The following is a 23,692-nucleotide window of genomic DNA, read 5'->3' on the forward strand; positions in this document are numbered from 1 at the left end:
ATATAGAGCAATAATCAATATAGATTTGCAATAACTCTATATATGAAATCATATACAACGGTAGATTCTGTTTAAATAGATGAGAAAATACTGTATAAAATTACTATATCAGAATCTGCAAAAATAAGTTCATCACATGCCGATATAATTTATTTATGCAGATGAATGAAAAAATATACACATGTATACTACTGATATACAGAAAACTCATTGAATATTTAAAAAATAACAAACAGAATAAAAAAATAATAAATAAAAGAGAAGATAAAGAATTACTTCGAAATAAGAGTATAGACTACAAGGAATACAACCAGTGCGATCCCTATAACCACAGCATAAAGGTAATTCTCTACTGCATCCACAGCAGAATTTTCAACCATACCCAATACCGAAGAAATACCACCTAGAAGACCTCCAAAGGTATTACTTACAAACTGCTGAGCCTTATCAAAGATGCTAGTGATCGGAGACAGGATCTTAGATAAAAATGAAGGAGATGATTCCTGCTCCACTTCCAGTACAACATCAGAAGTATCAGGTAGTTCATCATCGACAGAATAAAGCTCATTATCCGTATTCTCTGAGAGATTAATCTCCTGCACCGCAATGGAAGCAATCTCCACAGCATCATCAGGATTGCTTATCCATCCACCATTAAGGGGTTTCCAGTACTGTTTTACCTCAGCACCACTCACATAAAATGAAGACTGAACCTCACCCTTATAACCCCATAAAGACTTGAACTCACAAATTGCAGCAGGAAGGTCTGGAAGGTCTTCTGCTGAGAACTCATATGACATGGAAAGTGTTGAGCCTGGAGGAAGCAATACCCCTTCAACAGAGACGAATTGTGTACCATTAACCACCTTTATATTAAGATCCCACTCGCTCAAAGGCAGATCGCTGCCTTCCAGGCTCTTTTCCAGACTCCCACTTACATAATTCACATCATCTGGAATGGTATCATTTAACTTGATCCATGCAGCACGGTCACCATCATTGGAAAGATCAAGAGTGACGGTGTACTTAGAATCATATCTTGTCAGGTTTTTATCAACAACAATATGAGGACCATGGACAGTTGTTGTATTCACTGAATCCGACATCCATGAAAAATTTTCACCGAAGAAATTGGTTGTGACCACGACCTTATCAAAAGTATACTTATCCGGAGAAATCGGAACCAGCTTCTGACCTAAATAATACTGGCCATCTGTATCCATAGTTGAATAATCCCCAGACTCGTATATCTCAGATATCGCAAGATCATCAGGAATTGTGACAAACTGAATATCCATATCATCAATGGCATAAAGACCCATATTGTAAATTCGAGTCCTCAGTAATGAATATTCATCTGCCCCCCTTATCTCATAATCAAGTGAAGAGGAAGAACTCGTACTTTTATCGAGCTGTTTTACGTACCATGAACTCATATTTATTTCTGAATTTACAAGTTCAAGAGTTACTTTAAGACCGGGATCTGTACAACTTAAGTTTAAAGACCCATTGAATTCGTATACATCGTCTTTAATGTCATAGCCTGTCGTAATTGCAGATATATTGTAATAAATATCATAAGGCGAGGTCTTTCCATCCCACTCAGGTGCCACCACTGTAAAATTCATTTTAATACTTTCATTTGCTTCAAGGCACCCCACATTTTTCTTTAGACTACCATCCCTGTATTCAAAGCCCTCTTTTGAACGTACTCGCATGCCAGCGACATCGACCTTAAGCATTACATTCTCAATCCAGGCATTACCGTTGTTTGTCACTTCGACATTTACAGTCTTTTCTTCACCTGGTGCGTACTGTTTAGATGTAACATTAACACCGTCAACTGTTTCAGAGCTGGCATTGATGTTTATTTCAAGTTCTGGCCTGCCTCTGGAAAACAAATTCAGATTAGCAGAGGGTGTCTTATATGAATCAACTGAAATATTGGTTAGCTCAACTTTAACTTCATGATCCCAATCTAACTGACTGTCATCATTCAGGAAAAGGAATTCCTTTCTGACCACTCCATCTCTTTCTATCGAAATCAAAGCCGCACTCAGCCCTTTATCAAAATCATCAGCTCTGAATGTATAATATTCACCATTGACCTCTACAGTCTGAACCTGACCCCATTGGACACTAACGCTACCTGCACTGACCCACTCAACACAATCATCAAGGTCACCACAGGGGCATTCCGTATTTGCGGATGCCAGAGGTAGATATGAAGAGAACAGCAGCAAAGCTGTAAGGCATAACAGGCAGAGTATGCATTTTTCCGTTTTTCCCATAAACTCCACTCCGCTATTATGATTTTTTGGATACTTTTCTGGACAGAACGTAGATCAGCAGGGCATATCCCGACAAAGTCACGAAAACAAAGGGTACAGCCATGTTAAAAAACGAGGAGGCTGTGTACCAGCATGTAGAATAGAAGGTATATAGGGAAAGTACCACCGCTGCCAGCAAACTGACTATTCTCTTCATGAAATTGAGAATACACACGTAATCATATATCCCTTGCACAAAGGAATTACATACAACCATTTTCTCTATTGGGTACTAAATAGACTATATAATTGTAAAAAAAATGCAGTACACAACTCCTTTTTATCTGAGTGAAAAAATCATTGCTAATCCTCATTTCCATTAAAAAACCCTGCAAGCTAAAAACAAAGCAACCTTCCGCCGCAGGCGGCACATTCCTATGATTCTGAACAAAAAATAGTTACAGCGACTATAAATTTAAGAGAGAAGTCTGCAGAAAACCTGTGGAAAATATTCCAGAATATCATGCAAAACATTTTGTTTCTTCTGATGGGAAAGCGCCGGCTTCGCCGGACCCTTCGGGTTAACTCCAGTTATCCATGAACCACGATCCGAATTCATCCCCTTCTGAATATCTCATATCCGAATACCGATATGGCAATGATTATGGATGTCATGGAAAGCATGAATATCATGTTCGAATATGCCTCACTGAGCACAAACCATGACAGACCACCAAGGACATGTGTGAGGCTCATAAGGATAATTATGAAAACACCGATAGGGTATATCTCCTCATCTTCCAGGAACTTTAGTATGGTATATCCCATAAAATAATAGAAAATAACCGTTAAAGCAAGATACGGGAGAACCAGATTATGTTTTACCGCAAAGACCAGTGTCGGGCTAAACTCATAGTCCAGTATCCTTTCAATGCTGCCTGCGAAATAGAATGTCAGGGAGTAATCAATAATCACACCCACACAAAGGAAAAGAGGGATGAGTCTATAATTGCGATAGATCGATAGCAGACTCTGCAATATTTGACGCATAATCCTTTATCCTGCTGAAACTGTCAATTATAAGTTCAATGGACTCCCCGGTTTGTAGCTGGGCAGCATTTATGAGCATTTTGTTGAAGATATCCTCTCTTCCCAGCACATTATTTGCAATATCGCTGTTGGATTCACGCAAAGCTTCGGTACTGTCCATGAAAAGTGACTGGCACTCCCTGCACAGATCAACAAGTATTGCAAGCACTTCCTGAGGCAGTGTGATATAAGAGAAATGCAATGATATTTTGGAGATGTGGTCCCCGATTCTTTCTATATCGTTGGCTGCAAGCCGGTAATAGAATGACTCCACAAGACTCAGGTTATCATGTTTAGAGGGTTTTTTGAGGTTCAGGCGCTCTACATGTTGTTTTGATACAAGCAGAAACATTCGGTCAAGGTCATCATCGCGGGATATTATATGACTGCACAATTCTTTGTCATTTTCCTCAAAGACAGATGCCAGTTCATCAAGCATGAGGTATACAAGTGAGGACATCCGTTTAAGTCCTTTTTCAATTGTAAAATCTTCTGTGTCCAGAAAATTCTTGATGATTATTTTCTTCTCGTCACCTTCGACCATTTCAAGACCCACAAGACGATGACACAGGTCTTTTATTTCCCTGCGTGCTGCTGCCGGAATATCATCCCCGACAATTTCTATTGTCTGATAATCACTTATTATATACAGACCTACAAGATCTCTTTTTATATGCTCCAGTTCTTTGTTGAACTTTATCTTTTTCATTTTCTTAAAAGTTTTAATTCCTGGAGGTTTAAGAAGCAAAGACCCATCTTCCTGATAGAAAATCGAAATATGAGAGCCTGCTTCCAATTTTGAGCGAAGTGCCCATTTCTTGGGAAGAGTGACCACATATGTGGATTTTCCCGTGATCTGTACTTTTCTTGTATCCATCTTTTTCACACCCGAAAGGAAGATATGACTAATGGACAGGAATTTACCTATAAAGCTTACCTTAATAGATAGGTATAATCTATGTAATCTATATAGATGAAAGTGGTTTTTGAACATTATTATTAAAATCCGGACACAATAAAATAGAATGTGCTTCCCTTTCCCAAAACGGAATCCACCCAGATCCGTCCTTCATGTTGATCAATAATATTTTTCACAATAGCCAGACCAAGTCCATTACCACCAAATTTACGGGTCGATGAGGAATCAACCTGATAGAACCGATCAAAAATCAATTCCTTTTGGTCATTCGGAATACCAACACCTGTATCTTTTACATAGACAACAGCCCCACGGTCTTCCTGGAAAGTACCTATTTCTATGCTGCCACCTTTGTCTGTGAACTTCAAAGCATTATCTATGATCTTTGTCAGTGCATATGCCAGTTTTTCCGGATCAGCGTGCACGAACATATCAGGACCTTTTTTTATGCTGATATCAAGCCCCGATGCGTCCAGTTTACCATTAATGGACTTACAGGCCATATCGATAATACAATTGATACTTGTCTTGACCATGTCCATTTTCTCCAATTCATCATCACATCTTGCAACCTCAAGAAGATCCTGTATCATCCAGTTCTGCCTTTCAAGTGCCTTCAGTGACCTTTCAAGGAATGAATTCCTCTTTTGGTGATCCGGCTCATCAAGGGCAATTTCCACATAGCCTTTCATAATATTCAAAGGAGTGCGCAGTTCGTGGGAGATATTCGCTATGATATTACGTTTCATTTGCTCAAGTTTTTTCATTTCAGTAATGTCCTTGGCAACTGCAACATATTTTTGTTCTCCCCGATATTCAACAACAGCTATACTCATGGTCACGGATTTCATTTTGCCGTTACCGGCATGGAAATTCATTTCTTTAATAAAATTAATATTCTTATCAGGAGAGTTAAAAAAATATCTCATATCATTGTCACCATTAACAAAGGAAAGGGCATTATATCCAACAATCATGTCCATACTTGTTTCGGATATCTCAATGAATGCTTCATTTGCAAATTCGATCTTACCCTGGTCATCGATAACAATTATCCCATCAAGACTTCCGGAAACGATCTTGGTTAGATAATTACGTGTTTCAAGTATCTCTTTTGATGCCTTCTCCTTTTCCTTAATGAGATATCCAATATGATCTGCCATATCGTTAAAAGAATCAGCTAACTGTCCTATTTCATTATTTGAGCTTATGTGGGCTTTATGATCAAGATCACCTTTTCCGAATATTTCCACGGATCTCTTTAATTGCAGGATTGGGCTGGAAACGACTGATCCTGCCAGATATGCAACATTAGAACCAGCGATCAGAAGCAGAAGTACAAACAGAAGAAGATATCTTGTAAATTTATCAGCTATGGTTCTGATGTTTTCCTGTGAAATTCCAACATGCACCTCTCCTGCATTTCCTTCAAGGATCGGACATGAAATATCCCGTATGTATCCCATTTCAGTATCAAGCAACAATGTATTAATGTCATCTGTTGCTGGATTTATTGATCTGAGGTCAACCGGAAATCCTCCGCTAAACGTATGAACAAGAACTTCGCCATGCTCATCGGTTATGAAAACATAAACAACCTCCGGTTCACTCTCTTTGATCGTTTTTACAAGCCACTGAAGACGAACCTGATTGTCGGTGAGGATGGGATTCACACTATTCTCTGCAAGATTACGGGTTATAGAGATGCCTTTTTCGTTCAGCTCGGTCTTCATCATATTCGTCTGTACGACATTAAGATAAGAACCCATTAGAACACCGAGTACAAGGATTATGCTGATAACTGTAAGGATAAGCTTCGTACGGATGCTGAAGTCATCGATACTTGAGATCATTTTTTCCAGCATGTCCTGAGTTCCTTTTTTCATATTATGCCCCACTAATTGTTCCCGTATGCTGTATATGTTCCATGATCCATTTCAACGAACATATTGAAATGCATCTTTTCAAGCACACCACGACCTTCCTTAGTATCATGCATGCCAAGCAAAACTTTAGTTACATCATTTTTCAGATCCTGATCAATTTCAGGATGAACAGCAATTACAGGGACAAGCTGTCCGGATGAAGAGTGGATGATCTTAAGGCCAGAGTAATTTTCCGGGGAATTCTCAATTATGTAAGACCACATTATACAATCTACTTCAGCACCATCAAGAGTACCCTGATTAACCATATCTATAAAATTATCCTGACTGTTACTGTAAATATAACTGGAAAAAAAGTCATCAGGTGTTTCATTTATGACAGGATGCATGTAATCCGGGACGATATCCCCACGATTGAAACGATAACTATTGAATGCGAATTTCTTTCCGCGAAGATCTTCCAGCGAATCAATACCTGAATCTGACCTTACTATCACAAATGAAGAACAATAAAGGTCACCATTGATTACAGGCACTGCAATTATCTCCAGACCAAAATCATCATGTCCTGAAATATAGTCATCCTCCCTTACAAATTCAAAATCAAGATAACCGGTTTCTAGCAAATAGTTGATCTCGGCAGGATTATCACGTTGTACAAGTTCAAATTCAAGACCAGTCTGTTCAGATAGATAATCCAGAAAATCATTGTAATAATCCATGGTGGTTTTCGGAGAAGCCATTGCGAAAACACCGATACGTACAGGTTTATTATTGATATCTGATTGTGTCAAAGTCTCAGTATTTTTAAGGGAGATCTTTACTGCGTCCTCACTTTCAAAACATCCACAGGAAGCAGTGATTAAAAAAAATATCATAACTAGAGAGAGTACAAAAAAATACCTGCTACAACGTTGTAGTATCATGTTTTTCATTTCTGTAGCCCAACAGCCTTAATTAATATTTAAAAATACCTCCGTAATTATATTACGGCACAATATTTTATTGATAACTGGAGGTTAAACTATATAAATTCACCTATATATTGAAAACAGAGATATTTTATATATGTAGACTAATATCTAAATACTGGGTGCACTAATGTCACAAAATAAAAAGTATGCAATAATTACCATCATTATTCTGTTAATTGTACTATTTTTCTTATTTTTATCTTATAATCAGAACGATCATGAGAAAACTGAAATGACAATATCAAACGAACAAAATGATTCCATTAGTAGTGATACTAAAACGAATGAAAAAGAGATTTTTATCAAAGGTTCGGACACTATTTTACCGGTATCCATAGCTGAATCAGAAACATATATGAAACTACATCCTCAAAACAAAGTAATTGTGATCGGAGGCGGTTCATCTCTTGGAATTGCCAGTTTTATTGAAGGTGAAGTTGAGATTGCCATGGCATCAAGGAAAATAAAGGATTCTGAGATTGAAAGTGCCATGAATAAAGGAATAGCTCCTGCGGAAACTGTAATCGGATGGGATGGAATTGCAGTTATAGTCAACAAGAATAATTCATTCGATAGTTTAACAATTGAGCAGCTTAAAAAGATCTATACGGGAGAGGTTAGCAACTGGAAAGAGCTGGGTGGCCAGGACAAAGAGATAGAAGTGCTTGTGCGCGATACCAGTTCAGGGACATATGCTTTTTTCAAGGAACATGTACTTGAAGATGAAGAGTACGCACCTGTAGCAGTAACCGAACCAAACACTGAAGCCATTGTACAGACTGTTGCATCAGACAGTGCAGCTATCGGTTATATAGGACTGGCATATGCTGACAGCAGTGTGAAGATGCTTGGCCTGGAAACCACAGAAGGAACTTTCCACCCGGAACAGGAATCTATCCTTAAAGGAGAATACCCGCTGGCAAGACCACTCCAGTATTACACCAACGGTAAGCCGGAAGGAGAGGTCGGCGAGTACATAGACTTTGTCCTGAGTGAACAGGGTCAGATGATCATCAAAGAAATTGGATATCTCCCGATCAACTAAAAATAAAATAATTAAAAAGGATTTATTATTAAATTATAAATCGAAAATTAGAGAAGGGAGTCCGGACCAATACGTCCGCTCCTAATCATATGATCAGTAAGCACAAGTGCCATCATTGATTCTGCAACCGGAACCATCCTTGGTGGGATCGTTGGATCATGGCGGCCATGTATTTCCACATCTATCTCTTTCATTTCAGCCATATCAACACTTTTCTGGGACTTTGATATGGAAGGTGTGGGTTTTACTGCGATCCTGCATATCACAGGCATTCCGGTGGATATACCACCTGTTATTCCTCCGGCATTATTGTTTGCAGGAGTTACCTTTCCGTTATTCAGAATAATCGGATCATTCATCTGACTGCCTTTCATTCCGGCACATTCAAAACCAGCACCTATCTCAACACCCTTTACGGCTCCGATCCCCATCATTGCACAGGCAATATCAGCATCCAGTTTACCAAATACAGGCTCTCCAAGTCCTGCAGGAACACCAGTGGCAATTATTTCCACAATGCCACCTATGCTGTCTCCTTCAAAACGAGCCTTATTTACCTGTTCCAGCATTTTTTCGGCGGCTTCCGGGTCGGCACAGCGTACAACATTACTATCAACATTGCTGCGTATCTCTTCAAATGAAAGTGGTTTTGCTTTTACTCCGCCAAGCTCAGTTACATGTGCAAAGACTTCAATGCCTTTCTGTGACAGGAGTTTTCTGGCAACTGCACCTCCGGCAACCCTGCCGATGGTTTCCCTGCCGGACGACCTTCCGCCGCCACGGTGGTCACGAATGCCATACTTTTCAGTGTAGGCAAAATCAGCATGTCCTGGTCGCGGAATATTCTTTATGTAATCATATGCACTGGATTTTGCATTCTTGTTCCATACCATCATGGAAACAGGCATTCCGGTGGTTATGCCATCAATTACACCGGACAGGATCTCTACTGAATCGGATTCTGAACGAGGTGTTGATACTTCGCTTTGTCCCGGTCTTCGCCTGTCAAGGTCTTTCTGAATATCCTCTTCTGAAAGTTCAAGTCCTGCAGGTATGCCGTCAACAACGACTCCAAGGGCTTTTCCGTGTGATTCACCCCATGTTGTGATCCTGAAAGAATGTCCGAATGAATTTCCTGGCATAATGGTATAGACCTCTTGATAGTATTTATACCGACCGTGTGTGAGCCGGCTCAATATGAACGAGCACGTCCTCTATACCATCAAAATTTTCCTTGATACGGTACTGCACGATATGGGATATGGTATGAGATTTGTAAGTTGTCATTTCAGGATCAACTTCAACATGCAAGTCTACATAGACATTTCCAGGAGGACCACGGGTCCTTATTTTATGACAATCGATAACACCTTCGATAGTTCGGACAACTTCTGCTATGTCCTCAGTATCTATCCGGGATTCATCTGCCAGAATTGACACACTATGGAAGATGATCTCGGCTCCTGCATGCAATATGACCAATGCGATCAAAACAGAGACAATCGGATCGATCAAAGGATAGCCAAAATGAATAGCTATAAGGCCGATGATGACTGAAAATGAGACATAGATATCACTTTTTGTATGGGCTGAGTCTGCAAGAAGAACTTCACTGTTAAGCTCAGTACCTTTCCTGCTTTCGTATGTTGTTACACCATAGTTGACACACATTGTCCCAAGCATTATTACAAAACTTATTGCAGTTACTTCCGGTGCACTCCCGGTTCCAAATCTATTAAATGCCGAATGCACGATCTCAAATGCTACAACTGCAAGTATGACTGCTATTACAATGGATGCCAGAGTCTCAAACTTGCGATGACCATATGGATGTTCCTTGTCAGGAGGCTTGGCAGCTATCTGAATACCTATAAGACCTACGATATTAGAAACACCATCAAAAAGAGAATGATATCCGTCAGACTGCATGCTTAGAACATTTGTATACATTCCGTATGCAATTTTGGCAAAAGAGACGGCAAGGTTCAGGAATAGGATATAGATCATTACATTTCTTATCTGCCTGAAACGTGATTCAATATCATACATCTGTTATCTATATGGTTATTAACCATCAACAATATAAAGTATATGATTTTTGCATCTAAAAAAAGAAGGAGAGCCAATATTAGTTAAGATGAAGTGGTTTAATATATAAATAAATACATACTGGAGGTAGGTGATAGCTTTGCTCCCGGATAAAAAAAGATTTCTTACACTGATTGCAATATTAACTACTACTTTATTCATCTGCGGATGTCTTGAAACCGCACAGACCGTGCCTGCAACAATTGATGACGCTGCCCTTGAAGCCTATGGCTGGTCACAGGTATCACTTGAAGAAAATTCTCATGAGCAAAACATTACAGATACAACATCAATAGTTTTCAATTCTGCAACTGTCAAGTATCACAATGACAGGCTAACCTCAGATATCAATGAACAGGCACTTAAGTTTAAAGAAGAGAACAACCTTCCGGTGTCCATAGAAATACCTGAAAGCCTCAGTGCTCAGATCATCACATATCGCCTTACTTTGCCTTCAGGAACAAAACTTCCGACAGAACTTGTTTCAAAGATCATGGATAGCAGAATGAGTGAGATCCAGGAAAACAACGATATTGAAAACACACAGGAATCTTCCACACGTACAATAACACTGGCAGACGGGTCAGAGGCTTTTGTAAATATATTCACCAGCTCAACTAACACCACTGATTCCGGAATGAAGATGATGGGATTTTTCACTACATTCTCAAATGAAGATTCCAGTACCGTTGTAATGGGATTTGTACCTGATGGAGCATATACAGTGAATGCAGGAATAATAAACGGAACTGTCTTCTCAATTGATGGTGAAAGTGAGATCGATGAAATGCTCAAACTTGTCAGCACCATTAAGTAAGATTCCAGAAGTTCAGGATAACTATATAGTTCAATAAAAACTGCAGACTACTATATTCCATAAATAGTCAATTAATAAAGAATAGACAGGAATACAAACTCATTAGAATACCTATATATACGATTTTTAAGAATCGTGTGTGATAGGTGTTCTATTTGAAATTCCTGACAAGAAGAAATGTTGTGAAACTCTTATCTGTTTTTGTCTTATCAATTTCTGTGATACTACTATCAGGCTGTGTTGCTGATGATAACACAAATCATGATTTAGAACATGAGATCAGCAATTCTATAGGAATGGACTTTGTCCTTATTCCTGCAGGTCAGTTCTATATGGGTTCGGATTCAACCCCAATTGTTGCTTTTGATGACCCTTTACATGAAGTCAACATTGGGAATGATTTCTATATGGGTAAATATGAAGTTACACAAATCCAGTGGGAAACGGTTATGGGAACAAATCCATCATACTTTAAAGGAGATAAACTGCCTGTTGAACAGGTTTCATGGAACGATGCCCGGGAATTTATCCGCAGGCTGAATAAACTTGAGAATACCGATAAATACCGCCTCCCAACAGAAGCAGAATGGGAATATGCATGTAAGGCCGGAAATGATACCGATTTTTCATTTACAAATGAAGCTACTGACCTGGACGAGTACGGATGGTCCGATTCTTACGGATGGTGTGCAATAAATGCAAATGGAACAACACATCCGGTGGGAGAAAAGAAAGCCAATGCATGGGGACTTTACGACATGCATGGTAATGTATGGGAATGGGTTCAGGACAGCTGGCATGACAATTATGAGAATGCTCCTGCCGACGGAACTGCATGGGAAGAAGAAAACAGCAGTGACCGTGTGGGAAAAGGTGGAAGCTGGATGGATGGACCAAATTATTGCAAAAGTGCTTTCCGTGGAAGCCTGGATGCTAATAGTACATCCTATGTACTTGGATTTAGGATCGTAAAGGAGATATGAAATTCCCCTTTTACTTTATGTAAAGGATTAACGCGAAAAAACCGAACTTTTACCAGAAATTAAATTGTAGATATGAACTTAAAACTTACATGTAAACTGTTCTGGTATTTTTATTTACAATCACCTATCAAAACGTATTTTGGGCTTTTCTGTGCTAAAAGAAATAGTTCATTTGAATTCAATACTGATACTACCTGACTTCTTTGCTAAGGACTCAGAGAGCATTCCCATTTCAAACCTGCATACGTGTAATATGCCACAGGGTACAAGACAGTTAGATGAACAATTCATTTCCTGAGCCTTTTCCATGACATAATTGTCCTTGATGTCAAGCGTCTGGTCCATGGGGATTTCCATATGTGACATTTTTCTTATCTTCTCACAATCAGTTTCGATGTCAATGATAATGTTTTTTCCTTTTCTTTTTCCACTTATCTTATGCACAAATCCACAAATGTTTGAATTGATTGTAATTTCGCTCATGTACTTTTCCTCCTGTTTTATTAATCAATACTACTTGATTCTAAGATATATAAGTATTTCAATAGATTTTGAAATGTTAATCTATAAATAGCATTTCAACACTATTTGAAACGCGTTGGGAAATTCACCGAAGAAAATGACAAATATGTGATTCAGAATAAGAATAATTGTGTTTTTAAATGTACCTCATCTGTCATTGTGAATATTGAAGATGCAATAAATTTCCCTCCTAAATAATAGTTGCGAAGAATTGTAAAATACGGAAATTTGTCCTGCTGTTATTCTTGAATTATTAATTAAGCGAATATTCAAAATGTAGATTCAAATATGGTGCTTTAAAATGGATGAAAAAAATAGAATCATTTTAATTTTGGGGATAATGGCGTTTCTTGCAAATGGAGATAATTATGCAGCCGCACCATTATTGATAAACATATCAAAAGATCTGAACTTAACAATAAGTGCTGCTGCTTTATCTGTTACAGCTTATATGCTTTCATTTGGACTATTCACACTGTTGTTTGGTCCTCTCTCTGACAGGTTTGGAAAAGCAAAGGTAATCAATATAGCTGCAATTGGAACTGCGATATTCAGCATACTTGGAGGATTTGCTTTTAATCTTCAATCTTTAATTTTTTTCCGGGCAGTTAACGGAGCTTTTGGGGCAGGTATTCTACCTGTAACGCTGGCACTGGTCGGACAGTCATTTGATAGTGAAAATAGACATAAGGCCCTTGGAAAAGTAATGGGCCTTATGTTTCTTGGTGGAGCTACTGCAACAGCGATAGGTGGAGCATTAGCATATCTTGGCTCATGGAGATTAGTATACATCACATATGGAGTCGCAGAATTAATAATGGCATTAATTATGCTAAAAGTTCTTGATAAAGATGAAGGCATCGTAGATAAATTCAATCTTATCAGTGCTTACAAAAAACCTCTAACGAACTATAGGTTTATGAGACTGGTACTGGTAATGTTTTTTGTCGGATTCGCAGTATTTGGAAGTTTTACATATTCAGGAAAAATGCTCCAATCAATAACAGGATATAACATATTACAAGTGGGACTGATATTATCATTATTTGGTGTTGGAACCGTGATTGGTGGCAGAATTGCGCCAAAGGTTAAATCAATACTGAATCATGCTTATCTTGTAAGTGCAGGCATCATTGGGTTCATGTCTTTATTTGCCATATCAGCATATACTAACATCTGGATCTTAGGTATCGGATTAATTGGTTTTGGAATGGCTTTCATTTTCATGCAATCAACACTTGTCGCCACAGCTCAGGAAAAATTACACATGATGCGGGGCACTGCTATGTCATTGGCTTCTTTTAACATGTTTGTGGGTGGTGCATTAGGAACCGTATTTAATGGGTATATAATGGGTCAGTACGGCGTTTCAAGAATATTTTACGATGCTGGATATGTTATATTGATTGTCGGACTAATTTCCGCAGTATTTGTTGCAAGATTTGAAATGAGAAAAAAGCTAGGATATTATAACAATACTTAAGGTCAAGGTGGGTTAGACGGAAAATATAGGCAATCCATTAGGTAAGTGTTGTCATCACATTATACAAGAAAACATAGATAAACCCTAAAATCGGATTTTTTTGTTTGACGTTCGGTTTTTTGGACTTACCTATATCCCCTTACTTTCTGTAACCGGAAAATATAATTCACATAAATCCTCAGTTCAGAGTATGGTCAAAATTGCAGTCACAGGAAAAGGCGGAGTTGGCAAGACAACACTATCCGGTACTCTGGCAAGAATGCTGGCAAGGGACGGTTATGATGTGCTTGCCATTGATGCGGATGCCGATATGAATCTGGCTTCATCTCTTGGAATAGAGAACGCTCCCAAACCACTTACCGATTACAAGGACCTCATTGAAGAGAGAGCCGGTGAAAAAGGCGGCATGTTCAAGTTCAACCCTAAAGTTGATGATGTGGTTGATAAATTCGGTGTTGTGGGACCTGATAATGTCAAAATGCTTGTAATGGGAACTGTGGAAAGAGGAGGAAGCGGGTGTATGTGTCCTGCTTCCGCATTCCTGAAAGCGTTCCTGAGACATGTAGTACTCAAGGACAGCAGCGCTGTAATACTTGACATGGAGGCAGGTATTGAACACCTTGGAAGAGGAACCACACGTGGAATTGACCTTATGATCGTTGTTGTGGAACCTGGTATGCGCTCTATTGAGACTGCACAGAGAATTAAAGACCTCTCCGAAGGAATTGATATAAAGCACCTTGCTGCGATCATCAACAAAGGAACTTCTGCGAACATAAAGCCAAAACTTGAAGAAATGGGAATTCCTGTACTTGGTATGATACCATACGACCCTGACCTTGTAGAAGCGGATTTCAATGGACTTTCACCTATCGATGTTGGTGGAAAATGGGTGGATTCTGTCACCGAGATCAAGGACCATATGCTTGAGATGATATCAGGTTTTGAGAAAGAGGAATAGGCGATCATATGCCAATAATGAGTTCCTGTAATGAGGTTGAAGCTTATGTTACGAAAGACGGTTCGGTAATCAGAGAACTGATACATCCGCAAGTCCATGGTAACTCTTCCCAGAGCCTTGCAGAAGCCAGGGTTGCACCTGGCAGTTCTACACTTTTACATCATCATCATGTAACCGAAGAAATATACCACATTCTTGAAGGTACAGGGATGCTTTCACTTGGAAACGATTTGGTTGAAGTAAAAACCGGAGACTCTGTTTGTATTTCTCCAGGAACACCACATAACATCACTAACACAGGAGAGATTGAACTCAGGATTCTCTGTTGCTGTTCTCCTGCGTATTCTCATGAAGACACAGTGTTGTCAAAATAATAGGATATTTGTCTTCCCATTCTGACATTTGAATTAGATAAAATAAAGTATCACAGGTAATATAATAACGCCCATAGCATGCGACTTTCTTATTCCCATAAATGATGGTAACATTCCTATTGGCGTGGCTATCAGAAATACCATCAAGCCAAAAAAGCCTGTGAATGCAAGACACATCACAAACAGAAGAGCAAGCACTGCATAACAGAGTAGGGAATAATCAAAACCATAGAGTACACGATGTATATTATCCCCCAGGAAAATGGTGGAGTAATAAGACAGAATAGCAGTCAATGAGATAGCAACAAGAAACAGAAGGACAAGAGGAGGACCAAGGTTAATACCTCCAAGTAAGTCATTTATAGCTACCATGGCGCCGCTGCGGGTCTTACCAATTACGACCAGAGCCAGCAGGCCAAAAATTGCATTACAGGTGTTCACACCTGAAATAGAAACTATGAATTCCTTTGATGAATCAGTTATGCTATCTGTTGAAAGGTCATCATCTGATGCAGTATTCAGATTTCTGTCAAAGTCCTCTTTTATGAATAAACGTGCAAACACAGTTGCAATTGATGAAGAGACACCCGGTAACCATGCTACCATGGAACCGGATGTTCCACCTACTATAATTCCCCGGATTATCCGTTTTCTCTCAAGCTCCATTCGTGATTTGAACTGGTATGGTATAAGAGGGCGTGACATCAGACTTATGATGAGTTGTGATGAACCAAAAAGACCACTCAAGAGGGGAAGCAGTATTGAAGGTTCACCCATTGAAAGGAAAGGATGCATGAGATTTTCCTTATCGAATGCAAAGACACCCAAAAACCCGCAGAGAATGAATACAAGAAATGCACTTAATGGATATCTAATTCTTTGAAGCAGGTTTTGTTTGTCAGGTTCACCTTTTTCAGTAAATACCATAATAAGTACCACAATTATCAAGATCCAGGCAATGTACTTCTGAATAAAAGGATAAGCGGATCTGAATGCCATGGAAAGTGGATATGCGGTGATTATGGCCAGAGCTACCGAGCCTGCACTTCCAAGGGCAGAAAGACGGATTGCTTCTGCTCCCCGGCCTTCAAGCAATAGTGTATGCCCGGGTAGTACTGCAAGTGCGAGGTCATCTCCCGGAGCACCCAGAAATATAGCTGGTATTATGTCATGAAATGTATGTGAGAGGGAATTTGCTAAAATCATTGCTGCTATGCAAACAAGTGGCAGACCATGCTCAGACAACATAGGGGAGAATGCAAGCAATATCAATGCAAAATTGTTGCTATGTATTCCCGGGATGAGTCCTGATATCACACCAAGAAAATAACCTGCAAACAATGATAATAAGAAAGTGAATATGGATACCTCAGTTACCGGGGTCATCATGATTTACCTGAACGTTTTTGCTCAGAATTATTTAATAAATACTTAATTTTTGTGATTTAAACCTAAAATATATTTGATATTATAAGAGATTGACAATAATTTGAATGAGTCTGATCGCCAGGACAATTTTATATAATAAGATTCCATGTCCATAAATAATGGATTCAAAAACGATCAAATGTAACAAATGCAACAATGATGCAATTATTTTTCAGAAATATTCCGGAATGCACCTTTGCCGCAAGCATTTCATAGAAGATGTTGAACGTAAGATCAAACTTACCATCAGAAAACATTACAGCATCAAAAGGAATGAAGTGATAGCTGTGGGTCTGAGCGGTGGTAAGGATAGCAGTACAACACTCCACATACTTCACAAATTGTTTGGTAAAAGACCAGATATTGAGATTGTGGGAATTTCCATAGATGAAGGAATTGCAGGTTATCGTCCTGATACAATTGAATCTGCACGTGAGCTTACATCAAAACTTGGTGTCAGGCACATTGTCCGTTCATTCAAAGATGAATATGAAACTACCATGGATGAGATAGCCCCTCAGCAGAGAGAAAAGGGTGCTTGCAGCTATTGCGGAGTTCTCAGAAAATCACTCATCAATAAGATTGCCCTGGAAATTGGAGCTACAAAACTTGCGATCGGTCATAACCTGGACGATGAGGCACAGACAATTTTGTTGAACCACCTCAAAGGTGATGTTTCCCGTATGGTAAGGCTGGCTCCACCCAAGGAACTTGAAGGACTGGTTCTCAGAATGAAACCTCTAAGACACATCCCTGAAAAAGAGGTTGCTCTTTATGCTTATCTTCATGACCTTCCTCTTGGATTTGGCGGATGTCCCTATGCCCATGAAGCTATGAGAAGAGAAATTAGGGTAATGCTTAATGAATTCGAAGTAAGACATCCGGGCACAAAATATGCTCTTTTAAGTGGTTTTGATAAAGTTTCAGGGATACTTGGAAAAGAATACCCGCAGGAAGGACTTCAGAAATGTAATATATGCGGTCAGGCATGTACTGAGAAGATCTGCCAGGCATGTAAACTGCTCAAACGCGATCAATCCAGTAAGTAATCCTCAAAGGAATACAATTTCCTTTCTGTTCTGTCAAGATAGAACCGTGTTAACCATACAGTGATCAGTGGCTGAATTACTATGGTGCTTAGAAGTAGATCGAAGAGTGACCACAGCTGTGATAGTATTTCTACATAAGATGTGATCTGACCGATAAATCCAAGAACAAAGGAGATACCCATTACGACAAGCCAAAGTCCAATAGATGCAAGTTTATTTGAAAGAACAATTGATAACCCGGTCTCAATTGCAGTTATCGGATCAAGTTCGTCCACCACAAGTACATAAATTACAAGGAAGAACAGCAAGCTGATAATAATGATATAGAATGCCCATAAGAAGACACCTAAAGCCAGCAGTGATAAACTGGCAGTGGCCATATCGGAATTTAACAGGAGAATATTGATGTCATCAATAGAGAGAAGACCTGGTACAAGGAATATAACTCCGGCCAGTATCAATAGAACTATCAATGCATTAACGAAGAACAGATTCAGATAGTTTCGTTTTCCGGTTGTGAACATGGTGCTTATACTGGTATGACCTTTTTCAAGTGCTTCTTTGGCCATTCCTATGGCACCAGCCATTATGAAAGAATCAATTATCATGTATATAGCAAACAGAACAATAGAGAAGATAGCTATTACCAGTATATGTTCATAAAATACAGAATACATTAGATCAAGCATTTCATCCTGTGTCATACTCGCAGAATCTATTGTACCTGACATTGCAGGGACAATGAAAAGTATGGTGAACAATATCATCGAGAACATAAAAAATATGACAGATGCAACTATTTTTAATATAAAAGGTACACATAGATTAAGGTTGCCAGTCCATGTTCCAAATCCCTTACGAACAAGTGTTCCAATGTCCTCTACCATCAATATTACTCCGAAGATGTTGACACTACGTTTCTCTATTATTTATTTGCATCCCATATTTAATCCAGAAAACAAAAGAGATATATTGATTATCGAATTTTCAAAAAATTACTCGTTAGCAAAAGTGCAATGTCAAAACAAAAGATATAAATATCATTATGCCTTTTCTAGATTGTTCTTGCGCGGGTGGCTCTTTTCATACACTAAACCCACTCCCACACTTAAACCCCACTCCCCAAATACATTAAACCCAACCACCCGTGCAAACACAAATTCTTTTTTTTGTAGGTTTTATCTGTATATACTGAATATAACAAATTGGGATTTTACTTTGTATTTTTGACAATATTGATATGAGTACGGTTATTTTGAGGTCATACTGCAATAAGTTCGTCCATAATAATGAGAACAACATATAACTAATAATACCACAATTGGCATTGTTAACTCCCGGATAAATATATATAGGTTATACATACTATCTTTTTTGAGGTGAAATATATGTCAATGTTGTATAATTTGTGGGGATTGATCGTATTGGCTTCCTTTATTTGGGTGGTATATGATATCTTTACTAATAATAAAGGACTTGAACCGATCAAGAAAGCACTATGGATCATTCTAGCTTTTGTCTTTGGAATTCTAGGTGCAGCAGCATACTACTTCCTTGGAAGGAAATAAAAATTATAAGAAATTACATTTGATTAAACTTTATATAGATATTGATATATTGAAAATCAAAATATCTGGATTCAGATATTCTATTCTTTTTTTATCAAAAACATGAATGAGCAAAAAGCTCTCTGCTAATTAAAAGCAAAGACTATAAAAAAAGGAAAATAGATTCCGGCAAAAGCCGGAATGATTTTTGTTTATTTTGTTTAGAACAGACCTTTTCCGATGAAGAGTGCTGAGAACAGGATCGCTACCATGTTCACTACCTTGATCAGAGCGTTAAGAGCTGGTCCGGATGTGTCCTTGAATGGGTCACCAACGGTGTCACCGACAACGGCTGCCTTGTGAGCTTCAGAGCCTTTTCCACCGTACTTTCCGTCTTCAATGAGCTTCTTAGCGTTGTCCCATGCACCGCCACCGTTGTCCATTGTGAGTGCAAGTAAGAGACCACAAACAATGATACCGATAAGAAGACCACCAAGAGCTGCCGGACCAAGTACAAGACCAACAATCACTGGTGTGAAGATTGCAAGAGCACCGGGTATTGCCATTTCCTTGATCGCTGCTGCTGTTACGATGTCAACACACTTACCGTATTCTGGTTTTGCAGTTCCTTCCATGATTCCAGGAATTTCACGGAACTGGCGGCGAACCTCGTTCACGATCTTGAATGCTGCCTTTCCTACAGCCTGCATTGTTACAGCACTGAAGACGAATGGAAGCAGTCCACCGATAAAGAGACCTACAAGAACTACTGGTTTTGTAAGACTGAGATCTGCACCTGTAAGACCTACCTTTCCGGTGTAGTCTGCAAAGAGTGCAAGTGCACCAAGTGCTGCTGAACCGATTGCGTATCCCTTTGTGACTGCCTTTGTGGTGTTACCTACTGCATCGAGTGCATCGGTGATCTTACGGACATTGGATGGCATGCCAGCCATTTCTGCGATACCACCAGCGTTGTCAGTGATTGGACCATATGAGTCAAGTGCTACGATCATACCGGTTGTTGAGAGCATTGCTGCTGCTGCTACTGCAATTCCATAAAGACCGATTGCAGGGCTTGCTGCTCCACCTACAATGAAGAAAGAAGCCAGGATACCTACAATGATGATGATCACAGGAAGTGCTGTACTCTCAAAACCAATTGCAAGACCGGAAATGACGTTTGTACCAGCACCTGTTTCGGATGCTGCTGCGATTGTCTTTACCGGACGGAATGAAGTTGAAGTGTAATATTCTGTGAAAACCACCATGAGAACCATGATAATTACACCCACTATGGATGCGTAATAGAACTTCATGTCTCCCATGAGGGAAGTTGTAACGAAATAGAAAGCAACAAGACAGAGAATTGCAGAAACTGCTACTCCTTTATAGAGTGCTTTCATGATCTTTCCATCGTTGCCGACTTTCACGAAGAAAACGGAAATGATGGAAGCAAAGATTGCCACTGCACCAAGGATGAGTGGGAAAAGAATTGCGTTAGGGTATGAATCAAGGACAAGTGATCCAAGAAGCATAGATGCAAGAACTGTTACTACATATGTTTCGAAAAGATCAGCACCCATACCGGCACAGTCACCGACATTGTCACCAACGTTGTCAGCAATCACACCAGCATTACGCGGGTCATCTTCAGGGATACCTGCTTCAACCTTACCTACAAGGTCTGCTCCTACATCGGCTGCCTTGGTGAATATTCCACCACCAACCCTTGCGAAGAGACTGATAAGACTTGCACCAAAACCGAAACCGACTACAAGGTCAACATTACCGTAAAGGATGTAGAAACCACTTGTACCGAGAAGTGCAAGACCGACCACAGCAAGACCTGTTACAGCTCCACCACGGAATGCAACGGACATTGCCTTCTGAAGACCCTTTGATGCTGCGCTTGCGGTTCTGACGTTTGCCCTTACGGACACGTTCATACCTACATAACCTGCTGCTGCAGAGCTTATTGCACCAACAAGGAAACCGATAGCTATCTTAGATCCTTCAGGAAGAAGAGCAAAGATAAGTACTGCAAGAATGACAGCAACAATTGCTATTGTTTTATATTGACGATTCAAATATGCCATCGCACCCTCCTGGACGGCACCTGCTATTTCCTGCATTTTCTCTGAACCAGCATCTTCTTTAAGGACACTGTTTGCAAAGAAACCAGCAAATAACAAACTAATGAGACCAGCAAGAGGGGCAAGATAAATTAATGCTTCCATATTAAAACTCCTCTCAAAGTTTAATTTTATTCTGATTTTAAATGTAAGTAAACTTATGATTTTTATTATCGATACAATTATAATTATTATAAAGCAACAGGTCACTTACACTATGACTTGCTACATAAATGTAACCACGACGCGTATAATACTGATGTATCATATATAAAGGTAGGCCGAAATTGTGCACACATAATATGAATATGTCGATAGGAAATGGGAATTACATTCCCCCTCCTATCTGCATCAGTTCAAAATCAATATCTTCAGGGACATCTACCCTGAAAACAAAAACATTGTACCTTGATCTTCTGGCAGCAGAGATAGCTGTTTTCTGTTCATGGCTCAAATTGCCATCAGTACTGGCAATGCACAGGGATTTCTTTGAATCCTTCACCAGAAAATCAAAATGATGACCATAGGCATTCAGAAACTCCACAAGCTCACTCAGTTCTTCCCAGTTCTCGCACATATGAGTGCTTTTTGTAGCGGAATTACTGACATACCAGTCCCTGCTCATATAAGGATATGCAGCATACTGATCCCGAAGGTCATCATATGCTTTGTGTATCTTTGAAACATCAGTATTCAGATCTATCCATTTCCAACCCTGTTCAAAAAAATAGCGTGACGCTACAATTGATACTATCCTATCCTTATCTTTTTTATCAAGTTTCATTTTAACACCTGTTGCCTATAATGAGGCTTATGGCATTTAATCTTATATCAGTACTTATCCTTCTGTTTTGTTTTTCAAGATGAAGATCATTCAGGCGGATAATTGAAACAATGAATTATCTCTGTGGACGTAATATTTATGCATTTAATCGGTTCAATATCCATGATTTCTTCTTTAGTTGAATTCTCTGAGTTGATAATAATGCTGCCTTCGATCGATATTATTGAACCTGCAGGAACATATCCGTTAATTTCCCTGATAAGCGACTGCTGAGTTGAGATTATTCTTGTGTCAGAGGAAAGTACAGGTTCTATAGTGTTAACATAGATGTTTTCGTCCCCACTATTGTAAAATGTCAAATTATATGTGTACACATTAGTTGAACCATTATTATCAGAATGAGCAGACATAAGACCATCTACAAATATCAGACCCTCCACCGGAACAGGACCACATGAAAGGGAACTTACACTAAGTCCTATCAGGACTCCCAGAAAAAGAAGTAATGTACCATGAAGAAAACTTTTGTCTATCATTCTTAACACTATAATTTACTCATTAAAGAATATATTTACGTTTAGTGATATGAATTTTTTCAATCCTAAAAACTCAATGCTTATATGCTATATTTAATTAGCAATGGGAGCATGTGTTCTCAAAATATGAAAAACTGGTTGGTATGGTACAATAATGAGAAGATGGTGGTAATTTTTGCTCCCTTTGCCAGTTTATCTGTATAGTACGCATACTATATAAAATATAATGCGGCATATGTAAAAAATATAAAATAGATAATAGTAATGTAAGATAATCAATTATACGGAAGAACATAAGAAATATAAACGTGAACATAAATATATAAAATTCGTAATTATATAAATTGGACTACTCATATGAATCATATAAATCAGCATCAGGAGATGAAAAATGGACTGTAGAACATGTAGCTATAAAAAAAATATTGCCCTGTTTTCTAAGTGTGCAGGTGTTCCCGGAAGAACCAGAGTTGGAACTGCATATTACTGTAGTCACCCTGATATGCAAAACCCGGTACCTGTAATAGCCTCTGAAAGTGTTCTTGAAGGCTGTCCTGTAGGCAACAATCATCTTGAAGTTAAAAAAGAACTGGATGAATCAGGAATTGTAGAATCCTGATCATTTTACCAGTCAACAATCATAACACACCACTCATTTTCATTTTATAAAATAATTTAATAGATAATATACAATGTTTTTAAGTTAAAATGTAGGGGTCACCCAAGATCCAGATATACATAAATTTAAAGTTTTTATATTCAACAGTTCTTAAAAAATATGCGATAGACCTATTCTGGATAGATA

22 protein-coding genes are annotated in these 23,692 nt (G+C 38.9%); 9 read left to right on the forward strand and 13 right to left on the reverse strand.

Features of this window, described 5'->3' with window-relative positions; genetic code table 11:
* Positions 1-272: 272 nt before the first annotated feature.
* The 5 genes from BLP52_RS08765 to BLP52_RS08785 all read right to left on the reverse strand — a co-directional run bounded on the left by BLP52_RS08765 (position 273) and on the right by BLP52_RS08785 (position 6,958).
* Positions 273-2,291, reverse strand: a complete 2,019-nt coding sequence (locus BLP52_RS08765) for a COG1361 family protein (RefSeq protein ID WP_091710103.1) — start codon at positions 2,289-2,291, stop codon at positions 273-275.
* Between the two features lie 594 nt (positions 2,292-2,885).
* Positions 2,886-3,320 carry a hypothetical protein gene (locus BLP52_RS08770; protein WP_091710104.1) on the reverse strand — a complete coding sequence of 145 codons (435 nt, stop codon included), beginning with the start codon at positions 3,318-3,320 and terminating at the stop codon, positions 2,886-2,888.
* Positions 3,274-4,236, reverse strand: a complete 963-nt coding sequence (locus tag BLP52_RS08775; protein ID WP_162272964.1) for a phosphate signaling complex PhoU family protein — start codon at positions 4,234-4,236, stop codon at positions 3,274-3,276. Before BLP52_RS08775 ends, BLP52_RS08770 begins: the two co-directional genes overlap by 47 nt.
* Before the next feature lie 122 nt (positions 4,237-4,358).
* On the reverse strand, positions 4,359-6,164 hold the full coding sequence (locus BLP52_RS08780; RefSeq protein ID WP_091710106.1) for an ATP-binding protein: 1,806 nt from the start codon (positions 6,162-6,164) through the stop codon (positions 4,359-4,361).
* Between the two features lie 11 nt (positions 6,165-6,175).
* Positions 6,176-6,958: a PhnD/SsuA/transferrin family substrate-binding protein gene (locus tag BLP52_RS08785; RefSeq protein ID WP_162272965.1), complete on the reverse strand. Its 783-nt coding sequence runs from the start codon at positions 6,956-6,958 to the stop codon at positions 6,176-6,178.
* Positions 6,959-7,370: 412 nt separating this feature from the next.
* Between BLP52_RS08785 and BLP52_RS08790 the strand changes: the two genes are divergently transcribed.
* Complete coding sequence (locus tag BLP52_RS08790) at positions 7,371-8,183, forward strand: phosphate ABC transporter substrate-binding protein (RefSeq protein WP_238380769.1); 813 nt, start codon at positions 7,371-7,373, stop codon at positions 8,181-8,183.
* A gap of 47 nt (positions 8,184-8,230) precedes the next feature.
* On the opposite strand, the gene aroC is transcribed toward BLP52_RS08790, so the two are convergent.
* Both aroC and BLP52_RS08800 read right to left on the reverse strand, forming a co-directional pair.
* Positions 8,231-9,325 carry a chorismate synthase gene (gene aroC / locus BLP52_RS08795; protein WP_091710109.1) on the reverse strand — a complete coding sequence of 365 codons (1,095 nt, stop codon included), beginning with the start codon at positions 9,323-9,325 and terminating at the stop codon, positions 8,231-8,233.
* A gap of 25 nt (positions 9,326-9,350) precedes the next feature.
* Positions 9,351-10,232, reverse strand: a complete 882-nt coding sequence (locus tag BLP52_RS08800; RefSeq protein ID WP_091710110.1) for a cation diffusion facilitator family transporter — start codon at positions 10,230-10,232, stop codon at positions 9,351-9,353.
* Between the two features lie 139 nt (positions 10,233-10,371).
* Between BLP52_RS08800 and BLP52_RS08805 the strand changes: the two genes are divergently transcribed.
* Together BLP52_RS08805 and BLP52_RS08810 are read left to right on the forward strand one after the other, a co-directional pair.
* Positions 10,372-11,088 carry a DUF6517 family protein gene (locus BLP52_RS08805; protein ID WP_091710111.1) on the forward strand — a complete coding sequence of 239 codons (717 nt, stop codon included), beginning with the start codon at positions 10,372-10,374 and terminating at the stop codon, positions 11,086-11,088.
* Between the two features lie 155 nt (positions 11,089-11,243).
* Positions 11,244-12,071, forward strand: coding sequence for a formylglycine-generating enzyme family protein (locus BLP52_RS08810; protein ID WP_091710112.1), 828 nt, complete (start codon positions 11,244-11,246; stop codon positions 12,069-12,071).
* Positions 12,072-12,239: 168 nt separating this feature from the next.
* Here BLP52_RS08810 and BLP52_RS08815 read toward each other — a convergent pair whose 3' ends face one another.
* The gene (locus tag BLP52_RS08815) at positions 12,240-12,554 is read right to left on the reverse strand and encodes a DUF6951 family protein (RefSeq protein ID WP_091710113.1); all 315 of its coding nucleotides are present in this window, start codon (positions 12,552-12,554) and stop codon (positions 12,240-12,242) included.
* Positions 12,555-12,894: 340 nt separating this feature from the next.
* Here BLP52_RS08815 and BLP52_RS08820 point away from each other — a divergent pair, with 340 nt between their 5' ends.
* The 3 genes from BLP52_RS08820 (at position 12,895) to BLP52_RS08830 (ending at position 15,411) form a co-directional block, all read left to right on the forward strand.
* The gene (locus tag BLP52_RS08820) at positions 12,895-14,076 is read left to right on the forward strand and encodes an MFS transporter (protein WP_091710114.1); all 1,182 of its coding nucleotides are present in this window, start codon (positions 12,895-12,897) and stop codon (positions 14,074-14,076) included.
* A gap of 190 nt (positions 14,077-14,266) precedes the next feature.
* Positions 14,267-15,037 (forward strand): ATP-binding protein, encoded by a 771-nt coding sequence (locus tag BLP52_RS08825; RefSeq protein WP_091710115.1) that lies wholly within the window; start codon positions 14,267-14,269, stop codon positions 15,035-15,037.
* Positions 15,038-15,045: 8 nt separating this feature from the next.
* Positions 15,046-15,411 carry a cupin domain-containing protein gene (locus BLP52_RS08830; RefSeq protein ID WP_202905753.1) on the forward strand — a complete coding sequence of 122 codons (366 nt, stop codon included), beginning with the start codon at positions 15,046-15,048 and terminating at the stop codon, positions 15,409-15,411.
* A 33-nt stretch (positions 15,412-15,444) separates the two neighbouring features.
* On the opposite strand, the gene BLP52_RS08835 is transcribed toward BLP52_RS08830, so the two are convergent.
* Positions 15,445-16,800: a tripartite tricarboxylate transporter permease gene (locus tag BLP52_RS08835; RefSeq protein ID WP_338011375.1), complete on the reverse strand. Its 1,356-nt coding sequence runs from the start codon at positions 16,798-16,800 to the stop codon at positions 15,445-15,447.
* A 158-nt stretch (positions 16,801-16,958) separates the two neighbouring features.
* On the opposite strand from BLP52_RS08835, the gene BLP52_RS08840 reads away from it, so the two are divergent.
* Positions 16,959-17,888: a TIGR00269 family protein gene (locus BLP52_RS08840; protein ID WP_091710116.1), complete on the forward strand. Its 930-nt coding sequence runs from the start codon at positions 16,959-16,961 to the stop codon at positions 17,886-17,888.
* On the opposite strand, the gene BLP52_RS08845 is transcribed toward BLP52_RS08840, so the two are convergent.
* Positions 17,873-18,775: a DUF7847 domain-containing protein gene (locus BLP52_RS08845; protein WP_091710117.1), complete on the reverse strand. Its 903-nt coding sequence runs from the start codon at positions 18,773-18,775 to the stop codon at positions 17,873-17,875. The genes BLP52_RS08840 and BLP52_RS08845 overlap by 16 nt on opposite strands.
* 537 nt (positions 18,776-19,312) lie before the next feature.
* On the opposite strand from BLP52_RS08845, the gene BLP52_RS08850 reads away from it, so the two are divergent.
* Entirely contained in the window at positions 19,313-19,456 is a 144-nt protein-coding gene (locus BLP52_RS08850; protein WP_238380770.1) for a PLDc N-terminal domain-containing protein, read from the forward strand.
* A 200-nt stretch (positions 19,457-19,656) separates the two neighbouring features.
* On the opposite strand, the gene BLP52_RS08855 is transcribed toward BLP52_RS08850, so the two are convergent.
* The 3 genes from BLP52_RS08855 to BLP52_RS08865 all read right to left on the reverse strand — a co-directional run bounded on the left by BLP52_RS08855 (position 19,657) and on the right by BLP52_RS08865 (position 22,887).
* Entirely contained in the window at positions 19,657-21,672 is a 2,016-nt protein-coding gene (locus BLP52_RS08855) for a sodium-translocating pyrophosphatase (RefSeq protein ID WP_091710118.1), read from the reverse strand.
* 223 nt (positions 21,673-21,895) lie between these two features.
* A complete protein-coding gene (locus BLP52_RS08860; protein WP_091710119.1) occupies positions 21,896-22,351 on the reverse strand; it encodes a hypothetical protein in 456 nt (151 codons plus the stop codon).
* A gap of 86 nt (positions 22,352-22,437) precedes the next feature.
* A complete protein-coding gene (locus BLP52_RS08865) occupies positions 22,438-22,887 on the reverse strand; it encodes a hypothetical protein (protein ID WP_091710120.1) in 450 nt (149 codons plus the stop codon).
* 391 nt (positions 22,888-23,278) lie between these two features.
* Between BLP52_RS08865 and BLP52_RS08870 the strand changes: the two genes are divergently transcribed.
* Positions 23,279-23,506: a hypothetical protein gene (locus tag BLP52_RS08870; RefSeq protein ID WP_091710121.1), complete on the forward strand. Its 228-nt coding sequence runs from the start codon at positions 23,279-23,281 to the stop codon at positions 23,504-23,506.
* Positions 23,507-23,692 lie beyond the last annotated feature (186 nt).

It is taken from the genome of Methanolobus vulcani, from assembly GCF_900100715.1.
Lineage (GTDB): Archaea > Halobacteriota > Methanosarcinia > Methanosarcinales > Methanosarcinaceae > Methanolobus > Methanolobus vulcani.

Excerpts from the sequence above, each read along its gene's own strand:
- BLP52_RS08765 (WP_091710103.1), bottom strand. The coding sequence starts at position 2,291 with ATGGGAAAAACGGAAAAATGCATACTCTGCCTGTTATGCCTTACAGCT.
- BLP52_RS08770 (WP_091710104.1), bottom strand. The coding sequence starts at position 3,320 with ATGCGTCAAATATTGCAGAGTCTGCTATCGATCTATCGCAATTATAGA.
- BLP52_RS08775 (WP_162272964.1), bottom strand. The coding sequence starts at position 4,236 with ATGGATACAAGAAAAGTACAGATCACGGGAAAATCCACATATGTGGTC.
- BLP52_RS08780 (WP_091710106.1), bottom strand. The coding sequence starts at position 6,164 with ATGAAAAAAGGAACTCAGGACATGCTGGAAAAAATGATCTCAAGTATC.
- BLP52_RS08790 (WP_238380769.1), top strand. The coding sequence starts at position 7,371 with ATGACAATATCAAACGAACAAAATGATTCCATTAGTAGTGATACTAAA.
- aroC (WP_091710109.1), bottom strand. The coding sequence starts at position 9,325 with ATGCCAGGAAATTCATTCGGACATTCTTTCAGGATCACAACATGGGGT.
- BLP52_RS08800 (WP_091710110.1), bottom strand. The coding sequence starts at position 10,232 with ATGTATGATATTGAATCACGTTTCAGGCAGATAAGAAATGTAATGATC.
- BLP52_RS08815 (WP_091710113.1), bottom strand. The coding sequence starts at position 12,554 with ATGAGCGAAATTACAATCAATTCAAACATTTGTGGATTTGTGCATAAG.
- BLP52_RS08820 (WP_091710114.1), top strand. The coding sequence starts at position 12,895 with ATGGATGAAAAAAATAGAATCATTTTAATTTTGGGGATAATGGCGTTT.
- BLP52_RS08825 (WP_091710115.1), top strand. The coding sequence starts at position 14,267 with ATGGTCAAAATTGCAGTCACAGGAAAAGGCGGAGTTGGCAAGACAACA.
- BLP52_RS08830 (WP_202905753.1), top strand. The coding sequence starts at position 15,046 with ATGCCAATAATGAGTTCCTGTAATGAGGTTGAAGCTTATGTTACGAAA.
- BLP52_RS08835 (WP_338011375.1), bottom strand. The coding sequence starts at position 16,800 with ATGATGACCCCGGTAACTGAGGTATCCATATTCACTTTCTTATTATCA.
- BLP52_RS08840 (WP_091710116.1), top strand. The coding sequence starts at position 16,959 with ATGGATTCAAAAACGATCAAATGTAACAAATGCAACAATGATGCAATT.
- BLP52_RS08845 (WP_091710117.1), bottom strand. The coding sequence starts at position 18,775 with ATGGTAGAGGACATTGGAACACTTGTTCGTAAGGGATTTGGAACATGG.
- BLP52_RS08855 (WP_091710118.1), bottom strand. The coding sequence starts at position 21,672 with ATGGAAGCATTAATTTATCTTGCCCCTCTTGCTGGTCTCATTAGTTTG.
- BLP52_RS08860 (WP_091710119.1), bottom strand. The coding sequence starts at position 22,351 with ATGAAACTTGATAAAAAAGATAAGGATAGGATAGTATCAATTGTAGCG.
- BLP52_RS08865 (WP_091710120.1), bottom strand. The coding sequence starts at position 22,887 with ATGATAGACAAAAGTTTTCTTCATGGTACATTACTTCTTTTTCTGGGA.
- BLP52_RS08870 (WP_091710121.1), top strand. The coding sequence starts at position 23,279 with ATGGACTGTAGAACATGTAGCTATAAAAAAAATATTGCCCTGTTTTCT.